21 protein-coding genes are annotated in these 17,523 nt (G+C 71.2%); 1 reads left to right on the top strand and 20 read right to left on the bottom strand.

Features of this window, described 5'->3' with window-relative positions:
• Positions 1-2,955 (bottom strand): phage tail tape measure protein, encoded by a 2,955-nt coding sequence (locus PSD17_RS19950; protein ID WP_339124177.1) that lies wholly within the window; start codon positions 2,953-2,955, stop codon positions 1-3.
• On the opposite strand from PSD17_RS19950, the gene PSD17_RS19945 reads away from it, so the two are divergent.
• The gene (locus PSD17_RS19945; protein WP_339124180.1) at positions 2,920-3,279 is read left to right on the top strand and encodes a hypothetical protein; all 360 of its coding nucleotides are present in this window, start codon (positions 2,920-2,922) and stop codon (positions 3,277-3,279) included. The genes PSD17_RS19950 and PSD17_RS19945 overlap by 36 nt on opposite strands.
• A gap of 399 nt (positions 3,280-3,678) precedes the next feature.
• Here the strand turns inward: PSD17_RS19945 and PSD17_RS19940 are convergent, their stop codons facing one another.
• From PSD17_RS19940 to PSD17_RS19850, 19 genes are all read right to left on the bottom strand, one after another.
• Positions 3,679-4,170 (bottom strand): hypothetical protein, encoded by a 492-nt coding sequence (locus PSD17_RS19940; RefSeq protein ID WP_339124095.1) that lies wholly within the window; start codon positions 4,168-4,170, stop codon positions 3,679-3,681.
• A gap of 37 nt (positions 4,171-4,207) precedes the next feature.
• Entirely contained in the window at positions 4,208-4,786 is a 579-nt protein-coding gene (locus PSD17_RS19935; protein ID WP_339124094.1) for a phage tail tube protein, read from the bottom strand.
• A 72-nt stretch (positions 4,787-4,858) separates the two neighbouring features.
• Positions 4,859-5,272, bottom strand: coding sequence for a hypothetical protein (locus PSD17_RS19930; protein ID WP_339124093.1), 414 nt, complete (start codon positions 5,270-5,272; stop codon positions 4,859-4,861).
• Positions 5,269-5,556: a hypothetical protein gene (locus PSD17_RS19925; protein WP_339124092.1), complete on the bottom strand. Its 288-nt coding sequence runs from the start codon at positions 5,554-5,556 to the stop codon at positions 5,269-5,271. The genes PSD17_RS19930 and PSD17_RS19925 overlap by 4 nt, the downstream gene beginning before the upstream one ends.
• A complete protein-coding gene (locus PSD17_RS19920; RefSeq protein ID WP_339124091.1) occupies positions 5,553-5,843 on the bottom strand; it encodes a hypothetical protein in 291 nt (96 codons plus the stop codon). Before PSD17_RS19920 ends, PSD17_RS19925 begins: the two co-directional genes overlap by 4 nt.
• Positions 5,844-5,856: 13 nt before the next feature.
• Positions 5,857-6,204: a hypothetical protein gene (locus tag PSD17_RS19915; protein WP_339124090.1), complete on the bottom strand. Its 348-nt coding sequence runs from the start codon at positions 6,202-6,204 to the stop codon at positions 5,857-5,859.
• Positions 6,204-6,740: a hypothetical protein gene (locus PSD17_RS19910; RefSeq protein ID WP_339124089.1), complete on the bottom strand. Its 537-nt coding sequence runs from the start codon at positions 6,738-6,740 to the stop codon at positions 6,204-6,206. The genes PSD17_RS19915 and PSD17_RS19910 overlap by 1 nt, the downstream gene beginning before the upstream one ends.
• Positions 6,741-6,745: 5 nt before the next feature.
• Entirely contained in the window at positions 6,746-7,012 is a 267-nt protein-coding gene (locus tag PSD17_RS19905; RefSeq protein ID WP_339124088.1) for a hypothetical protein, read from the bottom strand.
• A 124-nt stretch (positions 7,013-7,136) separates the two neighbouring features.
• Entirely contained in the window at positions 7,137-8,489 is a 1,353-nt protein-coding gene (locus PSD17_RS19900) for a phage major capsid protein (RefSeq protein ID WP_339124087.1), read from the bottom strand.
• 22 nt (positions 8,490-8,511) lie between these two features.
• Positions 8,512-9,468, bottom strand: coding sequence for an HK97 family phage prohead protease (locus PSD17_RS19895; protein WP_339124086.1), 957 nt, complete (start codon positions 9,466-9,468; stop codon positions 8,512-8,514).
• Between the two features lie 70 nt (positions 9,469-9,538).
• Positions 9,539-11,524, bottom strand: coding sequence for a phage portal protein (locus PSD17_RS19890; protein WP_339124085.1), 1,986 nt, complete (start codon positions 11,522-11,524; stop codon positions 9,539-9,541).
• 3 nt (positions 11,525-11,527) lie between these two features.
• A complete protein-coding gene (locus PSD17_RS19885; RefSeq protein WP_339124084.1) occupies positions 11,528-11,818 on the bottom strand; it encodes a hypothetical protein in 291 nt (96 codons plus the stop codon).
• A complete protein-coding gene (locus tag PSD17_RS19880) occupies positions 11,815-13,557 on the bottom strand; it encodes a terminase large subunit (RefSeq protein WP_339124083.1) in 1,743 nt (580 codons plus the stop codon). The genes PSD17_RS19885 and PSD17_RS19880 overlap by 4 nt, the downstream gene beginning before the upstream one ends.
• Positions 13,529-13,996 (bottom strand): phage terminase small subunit P27 family, encoded by a 468-nt coding sequence (locus tag PSD17_RS19875; RefSeq protein WP_339124175.1) that lies wholly within the window; start codon positions 13,994-13,996, stop codon positions 13,529-13,531. Before PSD17_RS19875 ends, PSD17_RS19880 begins: the two co-directional genes overlap by 29 nt.
• The gene (locus PSD17_RS19870) at positions 13,989-14,654 is read right to left on the bottom strand and encodes a formyltransferase family protein (RefSeq protein WP_339124082.1); all 666 of its coding nucleotides are present in this window, start codon (positions 14,652-14,654) and stop codon (positions 13,989-13,991) included. The genes PSD17_RS19875 and PSD17_RS19870 overlap by 8 nt, the downstream gene beginning before the upstream one ends.
• A complete protein-coding gene (locus PSD17_RS19865; protein ID WP_339124081.1) occupies positions 14,651-15,820 on the bottom strand; it encodes an ABC transporter ATP-binding protein in 1,170 nt (389 codons plus the stop codon). The genes PSD17_RS19870 and PSD17_RS19865 overlap by 4 nt, the downstream gene beginning before the upstream one ends.
• Positions 15,820-16,386, bottom strand: coding sequence for a ParB N-terminal domain-containing protein (locus PSD17_RS19860; RefSeq protein WP_339124080.1), 567 nt, complete (start codon positions 16,384-16,386; stop codon positions 15,820-15,822). Before PSD17_RS19860 ends, PSD17_RS19865 begins: the two co-directional genes overlap by 1 nt.
• Before the next feature lie 52 nt (positions 16,387-16,438).
• Positions 16,439-16,642, bottom strand: coding sequence for a hypothetical protein (locus PSD17_RS19855; protein ID WP_339124079.1), 204 nt, complete (start codon positions 16,640-16,642; stop codon positions 16,439-16,441).
• Positions 16,643-16,836: 194 nt separating this feature from the next.
• A complete protein-coding gene (locus tag PSD17_RS19850; protein WP_339124078.1) occupies positions 16,837-17,232 on the bottom strand; it encodes a hypothetical protein in 396 nt (131 codons plus the stop codon).
• Positions 17,233-17,523: the final 291 nt, after the last annotated feature.

Genomic DNA, 17,523 nt, shown 5'->3' with positions numbered 1-17,523 from the left:
TTACGCCCTTCGTCCGTTGCTGATGGAGGTTCCGACGCGGCGAATCCGGCCGTCGACGATCCGGGCCATGCCGTCGCCGCGGATTTCGAGGTAGCCGCTGGTGATCTCGAACTCGTTGGAGCCGTCGCCGTCGGCGGCGTCCTGGATCGACGACCACTGGTCGCCGGTCAGCACGGGTTCGGGGGTGCCGGTGCCGTTGAACACCGCCGACCAGCCGGGCGGGAGGTATCCGCCGTCGTCGTAGGTGAACGTGTACTTCGACGGGAACAGAGAGCTGGACGTGCCGATCGCGGGCGGACCGACGGCCGGGCCGCGACCGCCCGCGCTCTCCACGTTGACGCCCAGGAGCGTCCCGGCCATGTGCCCGATACCGTCGCCGGTGTTGGTCGAGACACCGACGGTGAACGGGCCGCTGGTGCCGGACACGAACCCCGGCCACGGCATCGACGCGGTGGTGCCGATGCGGCCGGGGGTCTCGCCGCGGATCACCCGGACGATCCCGCCGATGAACCCGGAGCAGTCCCAGCCGGACCCGCCACCGCCGCCCCACACGTACGGGAGGCCGACCTGCGTGCGCGCCCAGGCCAGGCCCGCGCCCAGGTTGCCCTTGGGCGCGTTGTCCTCGATGAACGACGTCAGCCAATGGATCACGCCGTCGATGGCCTTGGCCGGGAACGCCACGATCGCCTTGGCGAACTCGCCGACGGCGCCCCCGGCCCCCTGGGCGACCTTGGCGAAGGTCTTGCGGATCGACCCCACGGGGTCGGCGATGAACTCGGCCACGCCGCCGATGAAGTCGCCGACGTCGACGATCCGGTCCCAAATCCAGCCGACGATCCCGCCGTCGGCGAACCCGACCGTCATCGGGTAGGTGTCCAGGCGGCCGATGTCGCCCGCCTGCGGGTCGACCAGCGACGGGTTCCCCTTGCCGGGGCGGCGACCGGCGCGGGTCTGGGCCCACCGGTTCAGGGCCAGGATGTTCGAGGGGCCGAGGTAGCGGACGGCCTCGGGGACGAGGACGGCCTCCCCCGGAGACAGCATCGCCGGAACGGTGTCGTTCCCCGGCGAATAGCCCGGAACAATGCCGCCCTTCGCGAAATGCAATTCGGGGAGCTGGCCGAGGTCGAACAGTCCGGCAATGAAGTTCCACGCCGGGCGGATGCCGTTGTTGTAGACGAGATTCACGACGAACTCGACCGGCGGGCGCACAATGCCCATGATCCGATCCCAGGCCGCCTTGATCCCATTCACCGCGGTACCGAAGGCATCACCCACGGCGCCGACCCCGGCGCGTAGCGCGTCGAACACCGGACGCAGAATCGAATTCCACACAAACGAGGCGGCGGTGCCGATTCCATCGAGCGCGGGCTTAATGAGGACCGAATAGACCCATCCGAAGAAGGAGCCGACCGCGTTCAGCCCGGCCTGAATCCAGCCGAAGATCACTTGCAGGCCGCCCCACAGGACCTGGGCGCCCGCCGCGATCAGCGAAAACACCGGGGCGATGGCGACGTTGTACAGCCAGGAGAAGAACGACCCGAGGACCTGGAGTCCAGCCTGGATCGCCGAGAACACCGGCAATAGAACGGTATTCCACAGCCAGGTCGCGATCATTCCGATGAAATTGAACACCGGCGAGATCACGGCCGACCACAGCCATTCGAACAGCGCGCCGAGGGCCTGAATAAGAAGCATCAGGGGCGCGACAAGAATGGTGAAGATCACGGCGAACAGAATACGCGCGGCCTCGCCGATGAATGAGAACACGGGCGAGATCACGGTTTGCCAGAGCCACACGAAGAATGAGCCGACGGCCTGGACCGCGACGACGATTCCGTTAAAGATGGCGGTCAGGATGGACCAGGCGACCGACGCGGCGGTCTGTATCCCCGACCAGACGGCCATCACGACATTTCGGAACCCCTCGAAGTTGTTCCAGGCCCAGATGACGACGCCGACCAGGGCGAGGATCGCCAGGACAATCCACGTGATCGGGTTGGCCAGCAGCGACAGGTTCAGCGCGTCGTTCGCCCAGGTCCACAGGTTCACCGCGGCGGCCAGGGCGAGGATCACGCCGACCACGACGCCGCCGGTTCCGGCCAGCCACCCCATGAACGACTTCACCGGCTCCCAGGCCGCGCCGAACAGTTGCGATCCCCAGGCCGAGACCTTGTCGAAGATCGGGAGCACGGCCCCGCCGATGAAATCGACGATGCCCATCTGGAGCGACCGCTTGAACCCCTCGATGCGGGACTCCGCGGTCTGGCCGAGGGTCTGGTTCATCCGGTCCGCGGCGCCGCCGACGTCGCCGAGGGCGGTCACCGCGGACGACGGGTCCAGGGAGTACAACGCCTGGCCCAGGTCCTCGGCCTGGGTGCCGAACAGCTCGACGGCGGCCTGGGACCGCTGGACGGGGTCGGGGATGGCGCGTAGGCGGTCCAGCACCATGTCCAGGCCCGCCGAGGCGGCCGGGCCGCCCTGGGCGATCTGGGAGGCCATCTTCTGGGCGTCGAGGCCGAGGGTCTGGAACCCGGCGGCGGTGGTCTTGGACCCGTCCACCGCGCGGATGCTGAACTCCTTGATCGCGTCGGCGACCAGGTCCGCGTCGCGGGCGCCCGCCTGGAGGCCCTGGGACAGCAGGCCGGTGGCGGTCTGCCCGTCGATGCCCAGCTTCCGAAACTGGGTGCTGTACTCGTTGAGGGTGTCGAGGTAGTCCCCCGCCTTGTCGACCCCCGCCTGGAACCCGGACGTGATCACGTCCAGGGCCGTCTTGGCGTCCGGGGCCAGGCCGGTGCGGAGCATCTGGCCGACCGCGGCCGTGGCGCCCTGGAGGTCGACGCCGAACGCCGAGGACAGCGACAACACGGTGGACGTGATGCCCTGGAGGTCGGCGTCGTTGAGGTTGGCGTCGATGTTGCGGTGGACCGCGACGACGGCCTCGTTGACCTGGTCCAGGGACTCGCCGTAGGCGTTGGCGTAGACCTGTCCGGCGATGGCGCCGTAGCGCTGGGCGTCGGCGCCCGAGGCACCGAGTTGGACCGCCAGCTTCGCGCGGGCCTGCTCGATGTCCAGGGCGTTGGTGATCGCCCCGGCGACGGCCAGGCCGATCCCGGCGCCGACCGCGGCGACGGCGGCGACCTTGCCCTTCAGGCCCTCGGCCGCGCCGTCGCCCATCCCCTCGCCCGCGCGCTTGCCGCCGGACCGGGCGACCGGTTCGACGCCCTCGGTCAGTTGCGACCCGAAGTTGCGCATCGACGGGAGGACGTCGAGCCACACTGACCCCACGGTCACACCGGCGGATGCCGCCACACGCTCACGCTCCCTTCGGTTTCAGGCTGTCCAGGTAGGACACGACGTCCTCGGTCGAGCGCCCGCCGCGGTCGCCGATCCGGTCGTATCCGGGGCGGTCGCCGGGCCGGGCGTAGCGGCGCGGTTGCGGGACCCGCTTGCGGCCCGCCTGGGCCTGGTAGACCGAGTGGCTGACGTGCTGGGTGGCGTCGATCAGGTCGGCCAGGACGTAGTGCAGCTCGGTCCAGCCGTTGCCGTGGATCGCGCGGTAGGCCGTCCCGCCGGGCGGTAGGCCCTCGATCAGGACGCGCAGCTTCCGGAGGCTGATCTCCCCGCGCCAGTACTCGGCGATCGGGTCACGCGGGGCGTACCGCGCGCACAGTTCGGCCTCTATCGCCTCGGGCGCCGACGCGAGGAGGTCGACGGCCGTGTAGGGCGGCCGTCGGCCATCTCATCGCGGAGCGACTGCTGAACCTGCTGGACGATCAGCATCACGAACCCCGCCTGGCCGCCGAGGGCGTGGAACCGGTCGTACTGGTCCTCGCCCAACATCGCGCGGACCTGGTCGACGTCGCCGACACCAGCCTCGGCGACCTCCTCCTTCCACTCGTCGGGGGCCAGGAGGGGGTGCGGGAACGAGAACGTCTCGCCCTTGAACGTGAACACGATGTCGTCGCCGCCGACGGCCTCTCGGCGCTGCTCGACGATCGCGTCGAGGTCGAACGTCGCGGGGGTCTTGGCCTTGGTCACGGGTGATCCTTCGGGTGGGTGTTCGGGTGGTTGCTCGGGCGGGATGCATCGGGTGATCAGGGCGCGCGCGGACAGCGCGACGAGGACCGCCAGGACGAACGCCTGGGGGTCGAACACCGGCGGGTAGCTCACCCGAAGAAGCGCCCGCCGGTGTCCGTCTGGGGGGACATCAGGGGGTGGTGGGCGGCGCCCAGCCCTCCTGGAACATCCGCATGATCGAGATGCCGTCGGTGCCGGGGTAGGCGGTGACGGTCATCTCGTAGGCGATCAACTCGTCGGACTTGTACACAACGTCGCCGCGGTCGGTGACCTCACCGAGAGGCACGACGGCGCGGCGGTGGTACGTGCCGTCGATGACGTCGAACCCGAACGCGCGGAGCTGGCGCTTCGGCTTGCCCTCCTCGTTGAACGACACGATCTGGTTGGGCGCGTCGCCCGAGACGGTCACGTCGTCCTCGTCGACCCGGTAGTACAGGGAGACGGTCTGCCAGTTCGTCTCCCAACACGTGAACTTGAACGTCTTGGTCGACTTGGTCACCTCGACGCGGATCGGCGTCGCCGACTGCCACGGGGTGAATTCCTGCTTGTCCTCGTCGAGGGACTCCGAGAGGCCGTCGTCGCTGATGTACCCGCAGTCGTTCCAGCCGGTCGCCCAGGCGTCCAGGTTGGTCGGGGCCGTGGTGCCGGTGGGCGCGGTCATCACCATTCCGGTGACGCCCAGGCGGGCCAGGGTGGCGTTCAGGGTCATGGTGTTGGTGCTCCTCTGGGCATGACGAGAACCCCCCGTGCACAGCGCGCGGGGGGTGGTGGCCTGCTCGGGTCAGGTCGTCGGGCGGATCGTCAGCACGTACTGACAGCCGAAGTGGTAGAGGGCCGGGTTGGGTTCGGGCCGCCACGACGGCCCGATGCCCTCCTCCACCGACGTGATCAGGCCACCCGCGTAGGTGCGGGCCTTGGCCGTCCACATGTGCGCGGCGACCTCCCGGCAGAGCTGGGACGCCTCGATGCGCGACCGGTGGTACACGTCGATGTCGATCAGCGGGCCGTCGAGGACGAGGGGCCGCACCTGGGCGCCCCCGATGCGGGACACGCGCATCACCGGTAGTTCGTCCTCGAACCCGACGTACAGCTCCGTGACGACCTGGACGTCCGGGAACGTCTCGGCGAGGAACGCCACGGCGATCTCCTCGGCGTCCGGCATGATCACCACGGGGAGGACGCCGGGGCCGGTCACGACTTGGCCGGGGTGGACTTGGCCGGGGTGTCGCCCGAGGACTTGGGTTCACCCGCGGGCGCGGGGGTCGGCTGGGCGCCGGGGACCTGCTCGGCCAGCGGCGGCACGACGTCCGGCATCGGGGGCTGGACGGTCGGGGCCTGGTGCGTGACGGGCAGCTCGGCGGACGAGTCGGCCGGGCGGGCGCGGCCCTCCCGGATCATCACGGCGGCCTCGGCGTCGTCGACGGCGACCGTCTTGCCGATCCGCTTGTGGTCGCGGTCGAACGCGATTACGACCTTCACTGGCTGGTCCTTCCCTGCTCGGCGGCCCGGCCGAGGACACGGCGGCGGGCGGTTCTACTGGTGCCGAACTCGGCGTCGGCGGCGGTCGAGGTGACGCGGCTGTACGGGCGGCCGGTGCCGCGGGTGCCGGACTCGGTGGTGACGCGGGCGGCGACGTCCTCGGCCTGGTTGATCGCGCGGGCGCGGTTGGCCAGGGCATCGGCCCGATCGGCGATCGCCCGCCGGACGCCGGGGAGTTTCATCGCCGCCCCGACGCCCTCGAAGGAGATCGTCAACCGTGTGGGCATGGGCGGGGCTCTCCTAACCGGAGGTGCGGACTAGGGCGACCTCGACGTGGTGGACGCCGCGCCCGAACGGGTCCTGGTGGCGGGCGACCTCACCGAGGACTTCGCACACGGCGCCGTCGGCCAACTCGACGCGGTCCGTGGCGTCCAGGTCGAGGTCGCGGCCGGGCGGGGTCTGGAGCCGCCAGCCGGTCGTCAGCCGGTCCCGCGCGCCGGGGTCGGCCTGCTCGGACTGGCTGAACGGCTGGATCGACACCCCGACGATGGGTTCGCGGGTGGCCTGGTCCCAGTCGCGGGCGCGGTTGCCGTGGCGGTCACGCACGATCGGGGCCCGGAGCCGGGTCGCGGACTGGTCGAAGAACATCAGGACGCCGCCACGATGCGGTACCGGTCGAGGACGCGCTCCTCTGACTGGTTCATCGTCGGGCCGTTGGTGCCCGCCCACGTGACGGTCTGGGAGCCGACGGTCATCGACGCGACCCCGGCCGGGATCGACGCCCGCCCGGCCAGGCCGCACACCACGGCGGCGACCTCGGGCGGGGCGACCTCGTACCCGCCGCTGTAGGTGACCTGGACGGTGCGGAACCCGCGGGGCCACCCGGCGGCCCGGTACAGCGCACCCATCCCCGACCAGCGGTAGTCGGTGATCGGCCAGTCGTCGTCGGCGGAGACGTCGACGACCTCGTGAACGGCGGTCAGGTGTAGGCACGGCACCGTGAGGACCCGCCCGCCGAGGCCGTCGAGGGTGACCTCCTCGTGGTCCACGGCGCTGATCGACCAGCCGCAGTACGCGCGGACGGTCGACGACGCGGCCCGTAGCGCGGTCAGCGCGGCCAGTTCGTCCGGCCACGACGTACCGGTCAGCCGTCGCAGGTCCTCGACGCTGGCGAGCGGGTCCACGGCGCCTACTTGTCGGCCGGGGCGTCAGGGGCCGTCTGGGCGGCCCCAGGGGCGGCCGTGCGCGCCTTGTTCGACGCGGCGCGGGTCTTCCGTGCCGGGCGAGCCGAGGCGCCGTCAGCGGACGCGTCGGCCGTCGTGTCGGTGGTCGTTGCGGACTCGCCGCCGTCGACGCGCACGGCGTCCGGGTGGAACGCCTTGGCGTCGGCCTCGGTGAGCTTCAGGACGGTGTCGTGGCCGTTGACCTTGACCCGATACCGGTTCAGTGCGCCCACGTGGGGGCTCCTCTCGATCACGCGTGTGTCGACCGGCACCACGGAGGTCGCCGGTCCACACGCGACGTGCGGTTCACCGCAGACGCGGCACGACCGGCGACCCCCGTAGGTGTTCATCCGGCGATCACGCCACCGTCAGGTCGACCTCGACGAACGCGTTCGGCTGAACGACGCCGAACGCCGCGCGCATCTCGGCGAGGATCGCCACGAGGTTCTTCACGAAGAAGTCGGCGTGGCTGTCGGTGACCGTGATCGACGCCTGCTCGCGGTCCCACAGGATCGCCTTGCGCCAGTCACCGACGACGGCCGTGCCCTCGGGCATCCCCTCGCACTCGATGACCGGCAGGCCCCAGAGGGTCTGGGTCGGGCCGTTGGTGCCGAACGGGCCGTTGCCGTAGAACCGGCCGTCGTTGTCGGACAGCTCGTCCAGCGACTCGACGTCGTTGGGGTTCATCACGTAGGCGTTCGCGATGGCCCGGCCCGCCAGGCGGACCTTGGTCTTCGCCCGGCGCAGCGCCAGGAGCATCCCGAACCCGGCGGGCTTGCCCGAGGGGTCGGCGACCGCGTCCTGGGTCTGGGTGCCCGAGACGGACAGAATGCCGGTGAAGTTCTCGCCGGTGCCGTCGCCCGACACCATCTGGTCTTCCAGCTCCTCCTCCAGGCCGTAGAGGAGGAACGCGTCGATCAGGGTCCGGACCTGGGCGGCGTCAGACAGCGCCCGCTTGGTCGCCGGAATCCAGTGCGCGATCGTGCGGACGACCGCGGTCCCGCGGCTGGTCGCGAATCCCGACTCCGGCTTGGTGCCGGTCGACGTCGAGGTGGCCTCGGCGACGGGCGCGGCGTTGTTCGTGATCGACGTCAGGATCGGGTACTCGATCGTGTCCGACGTGGTCTGGCCCGGCGTGACGACGTCGCGCAGGGACAGCGGCCGGGTCAGGGCGTCGAGGCCGACCTGAAGACCCAACTGGTCCGAGGTGATGAACGCGCCCGCGGACGTGTCCGACAGGCCGGTCACGAGGGCCTTCTGCCCGCGCTGGCCGAACGTCTTGTATCCGACCGGCGCGGACTGAACGCGCATCTTCTCGCCGAACTGGCCGTTCGGCGCCTGGGCCAGCAGGCCCTTGTACGCGTCGGAGTCGACGAAGATCTCACCGAGGGACCCGGCGCCCTTGGCGGTCGGGTCGATCAGGCCACCGCGGCGGGCGGCGTCCTGGCGCGACTTGCGCTCGGCCTCCTGGTCGACGAGGCCAATGCCGTCGCCCAGGTCGGCGATGCCCTTGCGGAGGGCGTCGTCGGCGCGGGCCTGGTCGAGCTGGGCCTTCGCGTCCTTGGCCTTGCCCATCGCGACGGCGACCTGGGCGCGCTCGTCGTCGGTGAAGTCGCGGCCCTCCTCGTCGGCCTTGTCGGCGATCGCCTTGGCCGTCTTCAGGTGAGTCTTGACCTCGTCGACGAGGCGCCCGATTCGCGAATCGGTCATGGTGGGGTGCTCCCTTGAATGTTCAGTCGCCGAACTCGGCATCGAGTGCCGCGATGTCGGCGTCGGTGGACAGACGGAGGGAGGCGGGGCGGACCCCGGCGGGCCGATCCGACTTGCCCTCGGGGGCCTCGTCGGTGGCGGACCGGTCTGGCTTGGCCTCGTTCTCGGTCTTGGCATTGCTGGTGTCCGCCGACTTGTCGTCGTCGGACGTTCCGATGGAATCCAGGACGGCCTTAATGCCCTTGGACCCCGCGGAAATCTGGGCCAGCGCCTCGGACAGCGCCGTCTCGTTCTTCGCCGACAGCACCCGGCCCGCCTTGGCCTCGGCGGCCTCGGTGGCGGCCTGGTTGTCGGCGGTGGCGCGGTGGTGGCGGGGGTCGGCCGAGGCGGCCTTCAGGGCGGCCTCGACGGCGATCCGGATGGTGTCGGCCTCACCGGGGGCGATCGAGCGCCCGGTGACGGCCAGGTTCAGGTCCCGGCCGTCGGCGGCCTTGACCGCCAACAGCTCCGTCTCCTGGTTGACGCCGATCAGGCACGGGCCGACCTCGTACAACTTGAGCTGCCGCAGCTCGTAGTACGGGCGGTCGTCGGCCTTCTCGATCCAGGCGCCCTCCTCGACGTCGTACGCGAACGAGAACTGGGTGACCCGGCGGCCCTTCATCAGCCGGTACACCTGGGCGGCCTTGGGCTGGTCGAGGTCGAGGCGCCCCTTCACCCACAGGCCGTCGTCGGTCTCCTTGGCGTCGACCACGACGCCGATGTGGGCGTCGGGGTCGTAGGACATGTGCGACCAGATGACCGGGATGGGGTCGCCGCTGGCCTTCCAGTCCTCCAGCGTCTTCGCAAACGCGCCGGGGACGATCTTGTCGCCGTACGAGTCGAGGTCGTACGTCGCGACGATGGCCTCAAACTCGCCGTTGCCGGTGTCGTCCTGTTCCCCGGCGGCCTTGACCCGGATCGCACAATTCTTAACGCGCATTGTTTTCGCGCACCTTTCTATGGCCCCCATTCGTCGGAATGGCGGCGGTGTGAATGGCTGGCGGAATTGCCTAGTCGGAGAACTCGACGTCGACTTCGCACGTGCACCCGGCGCGTTCGTCCTCGTCCAGCGACGAGTCACCGGGCCACTGGGCGCCGTTGCTGAACGTGTCGTGGAGGCCGACGGTCTCGCCGTCCATCCGGGCGTGCGACTTGCGCGGGTTCGAGGAGCGGACCCGCCAGGTCTTGGTCGACTCGCGTCCGGTCTGGCGGGCGGCCTCGGTGGTGCCGAACCCGGCCAACTGGGTCGCGTGCGACTTGGCGAACTCGACCGCCCGCGCGCTGGCGTAGACGGCGAACAGGGCCCCGACGGCCTTGACCGGGTCGTCGGCGGTGTTGGCCAGAACGTCGATCAGGCGCCGCTTGGTGGCGCCGTTGACGGCCCCGGCCACCCGGTCGGCGTTGGCGGTCAACCAGTGCAGCGTGCGGTCCTCGTCGTACTCGTCGGTGTCGAGGCCCAGGGCCTCCAGCGTCGAGTGCGCGCACGCGGTGGCAATCAGGGTGTTCACGCCGAACAGGTCGGCCGACAGCTCCCCGTTCCAGCGGTCGTCGTCCCAGAACGCGGACAGGTCCACGTCGGCCTTGCGGCCCGCGGTCCGCGCGGACCGGACCGCCTTGACCTCGTCGCCGAGGGCGGACACGACGGCCTTGCCCTGGCGCTCGAAGAACGCCGCCATGACCGCGCGGGTGCGCTCGACGTGCGCGGCCGAGGGCTTGGCCTTGCGGCGGATGATCCGGCGCGCTGGGGGCGATCCTGGGGCCGCCTTCAGGCTGTCGGTCGCGTCCGGCGCCGAGTCCGTCGGGGACGCCTGGCCGCCGACCAACACGTTCAGGGGCGTGATCAGTTCGTCGCCGCCCTCGACGGCCGGGAGGTTCTTCCGCGCGCGGGCCTCGTTGCGGGTCATCCACGGTGCGCCGACCGAGGACGAGAGGCTGGCGGCCTCCTCCTCGAACGACCCGGAGAGCTTGGCCGCCAGGTTGAATTCGACGTACGTGTTCAGGGTGTCGGGGAACTCGGGCAACAGTTGCAGCGCCAGCTCCTCGACGATCATCTGGAGCCAGGGGCCGAGGCAGTCCTGATAGAGCTGCTTATGCTGCTCACGGATGTTGGAGAACGTCGCGTGGTCGAGAATGCCGACCATCGGCTGGGGCACGTGATAGGCCGCCGCGACCTCCTCGCGAGTGAGCTTGCGCGACTCCATGTACTGGGCCTGCTCGGGCGTCACCGCGGCCGGGGAGAACGTCATCCCGTCTTCGAGGATCGGCGTCCCGCCGGACTGGGGGCCGTCCCCGACGTACTGGGCCTGCCACTCGGACCGGAACCGGCTGCGCGCACCACTCGACCACGGCGGGGCCTCGACCGGGCGGGACAGGTAGCCGGACATGCGGGCGCCGTTGCGCCACAACTGTTCCCGGTAGTGGTTGGCGTTCCACTCCTCCAAGAGAATCTGGCGGAGCGTCTCGATCGGCGAGCATCCCTCACGCGGGTTGCTCGGGTTGTAGCCGCGGAAGTACACGACCTGATCGGCCGGGAGCTGGCGGGTGCCGCGCGATCCCCTGATCTCGAACCCGTCCGGGGTGAACGGGTTGTCGCCGATCGGCTTGGTCTTGCGCGGGTCCAGCCGGACCAGCGCGCCCGGTGCGCCGTCGGTGCCCTTGACCTTGGCCCAGTACGCGGCGTCGAAGATGCCCAGGTCGTTCATCAGGGCGTCGAACGCGCGGTACCGGGTGGTGTCCGGGCCGGGTCGGCTAAGGAGCTGGGCCACCGGCGAGTCGAGGCGGACCCGGTCGGTGTCCGACACCCGGCGGTAGTGGTGGATCGTCAACTGGGCGATGTTGCGGGCCAGGAACGCCACGACGGTCCGCACCTGGGGCTGGGTGCGCCAGATGGCCGCGTAGTCGGCGGTGTCGCCGCCGGGCAGCGTCATCGCGTACGGGGCACGGTCGGCCGGGCGGTCGGTCTGGGCGAGCGTGCCCGCGGTGATGACGAACGCCACCGGTCAGCCCCCCACCCGCTGCACGAACGCCACCTGGTCGCGGTCGACGATCACGTCCCCGTCGACCGGGCGGGGTTCGCGCTGGCCCGGTGACATCACCGCGGCGTCGCGGATGACCACGAGGCGGCCACGCCGCGACCACAGGACGCCGGTCACGGCGTCGCCGGTCTGGAGGTTCACCAGCACCCGGTCCCGGACCGCCAACCGCCCCGTGGCGATGCGCTCGACGGCCAGCCACACCACGGCGACCACCGCCAGCGCGGCCACGAGGAGGACGGCGTACGACTCGATCACACGACCTCCAAACCATCGTCTTCGTAGGCGGACCGACGAGGCGGCGCGGCGTGTGTCGCGCGGGCGACCGCCATCACGGCGGCCACCACGGCGTCGATCTTCTCCGCGGCCCTGGCCTTATCGGGCTTGACGTTGCCGCTGGGGTCCATCGCCACGGCGAAGTTGTCGACCTGCCAGCGGACGGCGGGGTTCCCGCCGTGGCGTAGCCGGGGGGCCTCGGGGGTGCCCTCCAACATCAGCCGTTGCAGCTCCTTGGTCGGCCCCGACATCGAGGCGAACCCCTGGCGCATCGACACCATGGGCGCGCCGTCGTTGCTCAGGTCCGTGACCAGCGCCGAGGCGTTCCACGGGTCATACGCGATCTCCTGGACGTCGTAGGTGTCCAGGTCGCGGCCGATGGCCTCACGGATGAAGTCGTAGTCGGCGACGTTGCCGGGCGTGAGGGTCAGGAACCCCTCACGCGCCCACACCGACGCCGCCCCGGCGGTGCGCCGGTCGAGGGCGTCGAGGTTGCCCTCCGGGGTCCAGATGCGCCACACCAGGTCGTAGCCAGGCTGGTCCGGGTCCTGGATCGCCCAGCACAGCGCCGTCAGGTCCGAGGTCGAGGCCAGGTCGAGGCCGCCCCAGGCGCGGCGGCCGACGAGGCGGTCCGCGACGACCATCCCGGCGTTGTCGTCCCAGCGGGCCAGGTCGAGGTACTTGGTCGCCTGCTTGGTCCGGCGCCCGAGGTGCAGCCGTAGGTACTTGGCCAGGTCGGCCGGGGATTGCTGGGCCTCGGCGGCGGCCCGGCGCAGGTAGGCCCGCGTGGGGCTGACCCCGAACCCAGGGTTGGCCTTGCGCTGGGTGGCCTCGGCGAACGGGTCGTCGTCCTCGTCGGCGCACCACACGACCCCGTACGTGGTCTCGTCGACCAGCGCGCCGCGGGCCAGTTGCTCGACGCGGGTCCGCTTGCGGTCATAGATCGTGTGCCGTCGCCCGCTGTCGGCGGTGGTGATGATGACGACAAGAGGCTGGCGCCGGGACCCGGTGCCGGTCTCGATCGTCTCCACGAGGTCGGGCGTCTTGTGTACGTGCAACTCGTCGACGATCGCGCCGTGGAGGTTCGCCCCGTGCTGGGCGTCGGCGACCGACGAGATGACCTCGATGTAGGAGCCGGTGCGCGGGTGGATCACGCGCCGGGCCACCGTCTTGACGTGCGGGCGCAGCGCCGGGGACCGCTCGGCCAGGAGCTTGATCGGGCCGAACACGAACCCTGCCTGGCGCTCCGAGGTGGCCGCGGTGACGACCTGTGCGCCGGGTTCCCCGTCGGCACATGCCAGGTACATCGCCAGGCCCCCGGCCAGCGACGACTTGCCGTTCTTCCGGGGCACGTCGACGTACAGGCTGGTGATGATCCGGACGTAGGTGTCGGCGTCGTCGTCCCAGCGGACCCACCCGAACACCGGCGCCAGGATGTAGGCGACCTGCCACGGGTCCGGGCGCAACGGCTTGCCCGCCCACTGGCCCTGGGTGTGGCGGAGCAGGCTGAACGCGGTCAGGACCCGGTCGACGCGCTCGGCGTCGAACCGGGCGCCCGGCACGTCCCGCGGTTCCGGGGTCTTGATCGCGGGCGGACAGTCGGGCAGGCCGATCCCGCGGTCGACGAGGTACCAGGCGACCTCCGGCGACAGGCACAGCCGGTCGAGGGTGTCGGCGTCGGGGAGCGCCTTCCTACGCGTCCGCGGCGAACGGGTTGTCATCGGGCACACCACCGGCCGCGTCCGTCGCGCGGATCGACGACCGCGCCGACGGGGTCAGGCCGAACTCCTGGGCGAACGCGCGAATCGTGTTCGCGGCGTCGCGCTGAATCTGGAGCGCGGGGTTGCGCACCATGTTGCCGTGAATGCCCTTCACCAGGACCGGCGTGCGTTTGAGGATCGCGCTGGCCTTGTGGTGGGTCACCACGGCCTCGCAATAGCAGCGGAGCGCGTCGGCGTCCGAGGGGAACGCCAGGTTCATCGCCTCCAACTCGGCGACGATCCGGCGCCACACGGCCAGGACCTCGTCGCTGGCGCCGTCGGGCTCCTGTAGGTCGGCCGGGCGCGGCGTCGGTTCGTCGCTGTTGATCCGGTCGCGGTGGCGTTCACCGTGGAGCAGCTTCAACACGGTCGGGGTGGGCGCGGGACCACGCTTACCCATGATCGTCACCTCCTCGGGGCAACTCGGGCAGCTCGGGCTTGAACAGCGGGGCGGCGTCCATCGCCGGTTCCCAGGTCGCGCACGCCTCGTCCTGGACCAGCCAGCGCACGTGACCGGCCGCCAGGTCGGCCAGGACGGCGCGGAGCAGCCGGACCCCCATCGGGGCCAGGGCGTCGCGCCACAGTTCGTCAGGCGTGCACCCAGGCGGCACCAGACACCAGTCCTGGGCGGCGACCGGGCCGCCGTCCACCCGGTCGGTCAGGTGATAGACGGTGCCGCCGGTGACGCGGTCGCGGTCGCGGATCGTCCAGCGGATCGCGTCCCGGCCGCGGTGGAGCGGCAACAGCGACGGGTGGTAGCCGACGGCCCAGCGGGCGCGGGCGCGGGACTCGCGGCCGATGAACGCGTGGCTGTGCGCGGCCACGATCACGTCAGTGCCGTCGGGGACCATCGCGGCGCGGAGGTACCCGGCGTCGGTCCACGGGATGTGGCGGGGGTAGGCCCAGGCGCGCAACCGGTCCCAGCCGAGGGCGTCGCGGTCGTCCATCCCGCGGCGGGTGGCCGGGGACGAGACGCCGACAACCTCGTGGCCGTCGTCGGTGATCGCCTCGGCGACGTAGACGGCGAACCGGCCCTGTCCGGCCAGGTAGACCCTCACGACGGCGGCCCGTAGTACCGGAACCCCTGGACGGCGCGGAAGTGGCCGCCGTAGCCGGGGGACCCGACCGGCGTGCCACCCTTGCGCCGGACCGCGGCGACCACCGAGGCGCCCGAGGCGTTGCGGTTCACGCCGTGGAGCGCGGCCGACACCTGGCGCCACCGGGGGTCGCGTCGGAGCGCGGCGCACAGCTGCGGGTGCGACGTGTGGAAGATCGTCGTCATGCGCCGACCGGGGAGCACGCCCTCGCCGAGGCGTTGCAGCTCGCACACGGCGTTCAGGAACCGCATCCCCACCCCGGCGCCCTGCCACTCGGGCATCACGACCAGGCGGCACCCGCGGGCCTCGACGGCGGCCACGCGGCGGCCGTTGCGCTTGGCCGCGACCTGGGCGGTGCCCATCCCCAGGTGCGCGACCGGTTCACCGTCGACGAACGCCACGTAACACTTCGCGCCGATCATGCGGGCGCTGTCTAGATAGTGATGTGGCTTGAACAGCGGCCATAGGTCCCACCCGCCCATCCTGATCTCCACGTCGACCGGCGGGCGGGGTTGAACCGACCCCCTGGTGAACTCGTGGGTCGCGGTGTCGTACACCCAGTCGGGCTGGAGCCACTCGGTGATGTCGTAGTGGCACGACAGGAGCACGGCCTGGCCGGTGCCGCGCTTCCACGCCTTGCCGAACGCCTGGGCGCCGACACGGGCGATCTGGCGGTCCACCACGGAGGTGAACTCGTCGACGACGATCCGGTCCGGGCGCTCGGCGAGGATGCGGGCCAGGTCGGCGCGGAACCGCTGGCCGGTCGAGAGGACCGGGTACGGGCGCAGCCACGCGGGAACGTCACCGAGGCCCGCCTGTGACAGCGCGCCGGTGATCGTGTCGAAGTCGCCGCCGGGGGCGATCGCGTCGATGATCGGGGCGTCGGCGGGCCAGCCGTCGGGCTGGTAGAACGCCGCCCCGTCCCACAGCGCGCGCCCGATGCTGGACTTCCCGGACCCGGACGGGCCGACCACGAGGCCGATCCGCCAGTCGGGGTCGTCGATGTCCAGGTCGGCGGTCAGCCGGAACCGGGTGGCCTGGTCGTCGGTCGCGTTGAACAGCGACTTCACCCGCGCGGCCCGGTAGGAGTCCGAGGCGGGGACGGACTGGTCGACCACGACGCGCATCAGACCGACACCACCCGGCACGTCAGGCCCTGCTCGCGGAGCATCTCGTACGTGGCCTGCTGGGTGTCCTCGTCGATGCACTCGACGATCACGCCGTACTTGGCCTTGTACCGGTCGGCGGCGTCGTCGGGGTCCAGGAGGTCGGCCGATCCCGGCGCGCCCTCCAGGTTCCGGATCATCTTCTCTAGGTCGGCCTCGGTGTAGCCGGTGCCGTCGAGGTCGTCGAGGTCGCCCAGCAACTCGGCCAGGAGGCGTTCGTCGTACTCGCCGAGGTCGGCCGTGCGGTTGTCGGCGGCCACGATGCGCGCGGCCTGGTCCTCGTCGACGTCGACCAGGACGACGGCCAGGGATTCCCACCCGAGGTCGCGGGCGGCCTTCAGGGTGTGGTTCCCGGCCAGGACCTCGGACGGGCGCCCGGTGTGGGTGCCGACGTTGACCACGATGGGCCGGTACTGGCCGTTTGCGCGCAGGCTGGCCGCGATCGCGGCGACGTCGCCCTGGCGGGGGTTGCGATGGTAGGTGTGGAGCTCGGAGACGGCCCGGTACTCCAGCGTCAGGTCGGCCACGTCGACCCCCTCCGCGTGGAGATCAACAGGAGGCCGGCCGGGGGGATGATCTTCATCGGGGCCGCCCGGATTCGACCGGTTCGGCGGGGGCGGTCTCGACGGGCCGGACCAGGCGGGCGGCCTCGGTGAGCAGGTCGGACAGGCTGTAGGCCAGTGCGGCGGGGGTGTCGCCTCGGATCGTGCCGAGGTCGTACACGTGCGCGCCGACGCTGACCCGGACCGGGTACGACAGGCCCCGGCCGGTGCGCTCGGGCATCGGGTGATCCTTCGGGTGAATGTGGCGCCGCGTGCGGCGATGTGTGCGGCGTCGTGGCGTATCTGGCGGCAAGGTGTGGCGTTGTGTCACACATGTGCAGCCACCCGCACGGCTCCCAGCCGCCGTCGGGGACCGGCTGGCCCGGCCGTCGGGCCGATGGGAGCCGACCGGCGGCCGGGCCCGTCGCTGACGCGCTACCGGCGCGGCGCGATCAGACGCGGCGCGTTGCTCGGGTGGGCCTCGGCCGACCGGGACCGGCGCATCTTCTCCACCGCCTGGCCCACCAGGTTGTCGACGTTCGGGCCGGTGACCTCGGTCGGCTGCAACAGGATCAACTCGCCGACCACGTCCCCCAGGACCGCCGAGGGCATGTGCAGGTACACCACCACCACCGGCGCCGGACCAGACGCCGTCGGCGCCAGGTCCAGGGCGATGTCCCACGTCACGCGCTCCCCGCGCGCCCAGCGCGTCAACGCCGTCACGACGAACAGCCGGGCCGCGTCCAGGAGCCGGGGGTGCTCGGGCAACGCCTCGACGTCAGTCGCCGCGTCGCGCAACGGTGCGACCGGGCGCACCACAGAGTCAGTCATCGGGTGATCCGTTCTCGGGTCGAACGAAGGAGGCCGCCATGCGGCACATCAGGGGGCTGATCCAGGCGGCCGTCCGCGCGCTCCGGGGCTGTCCCCGTGAACGCCTCGGCTACCGGTGCCACGCCGACTACCCCGGCGGGTGCGAGGGGTGCGGACGCGTCGCGCCCGTACGGGCCGACCTACGCGCGCCCGACCTACGCCAGCCCCACGAGGCCGGGCACGGCCAGTGAGCCCTGATCCACCGACGTGGTGGGGTGGTCGCTGATCTGGTGGCGTGCTCGGGATCGCGGG

Origin of the sequence: Pseudonocardia sp. D17, from assembly GCF_036984265.1 — a bacterium.
In the GTDB taxonomy this organism is placed as follows: Bacteria; Actinomycetota; Actinomycetes; order Mycobacteriales; family Pseudonocardiaceae; genus Pseudonocardia; species Pseudonocardia benzenivorans.
The sequence above is the reverse complement of the archived record's forward strand: the minus strand, read 5'-3'. Positions and strand labels throughout refer to the sequence as shown.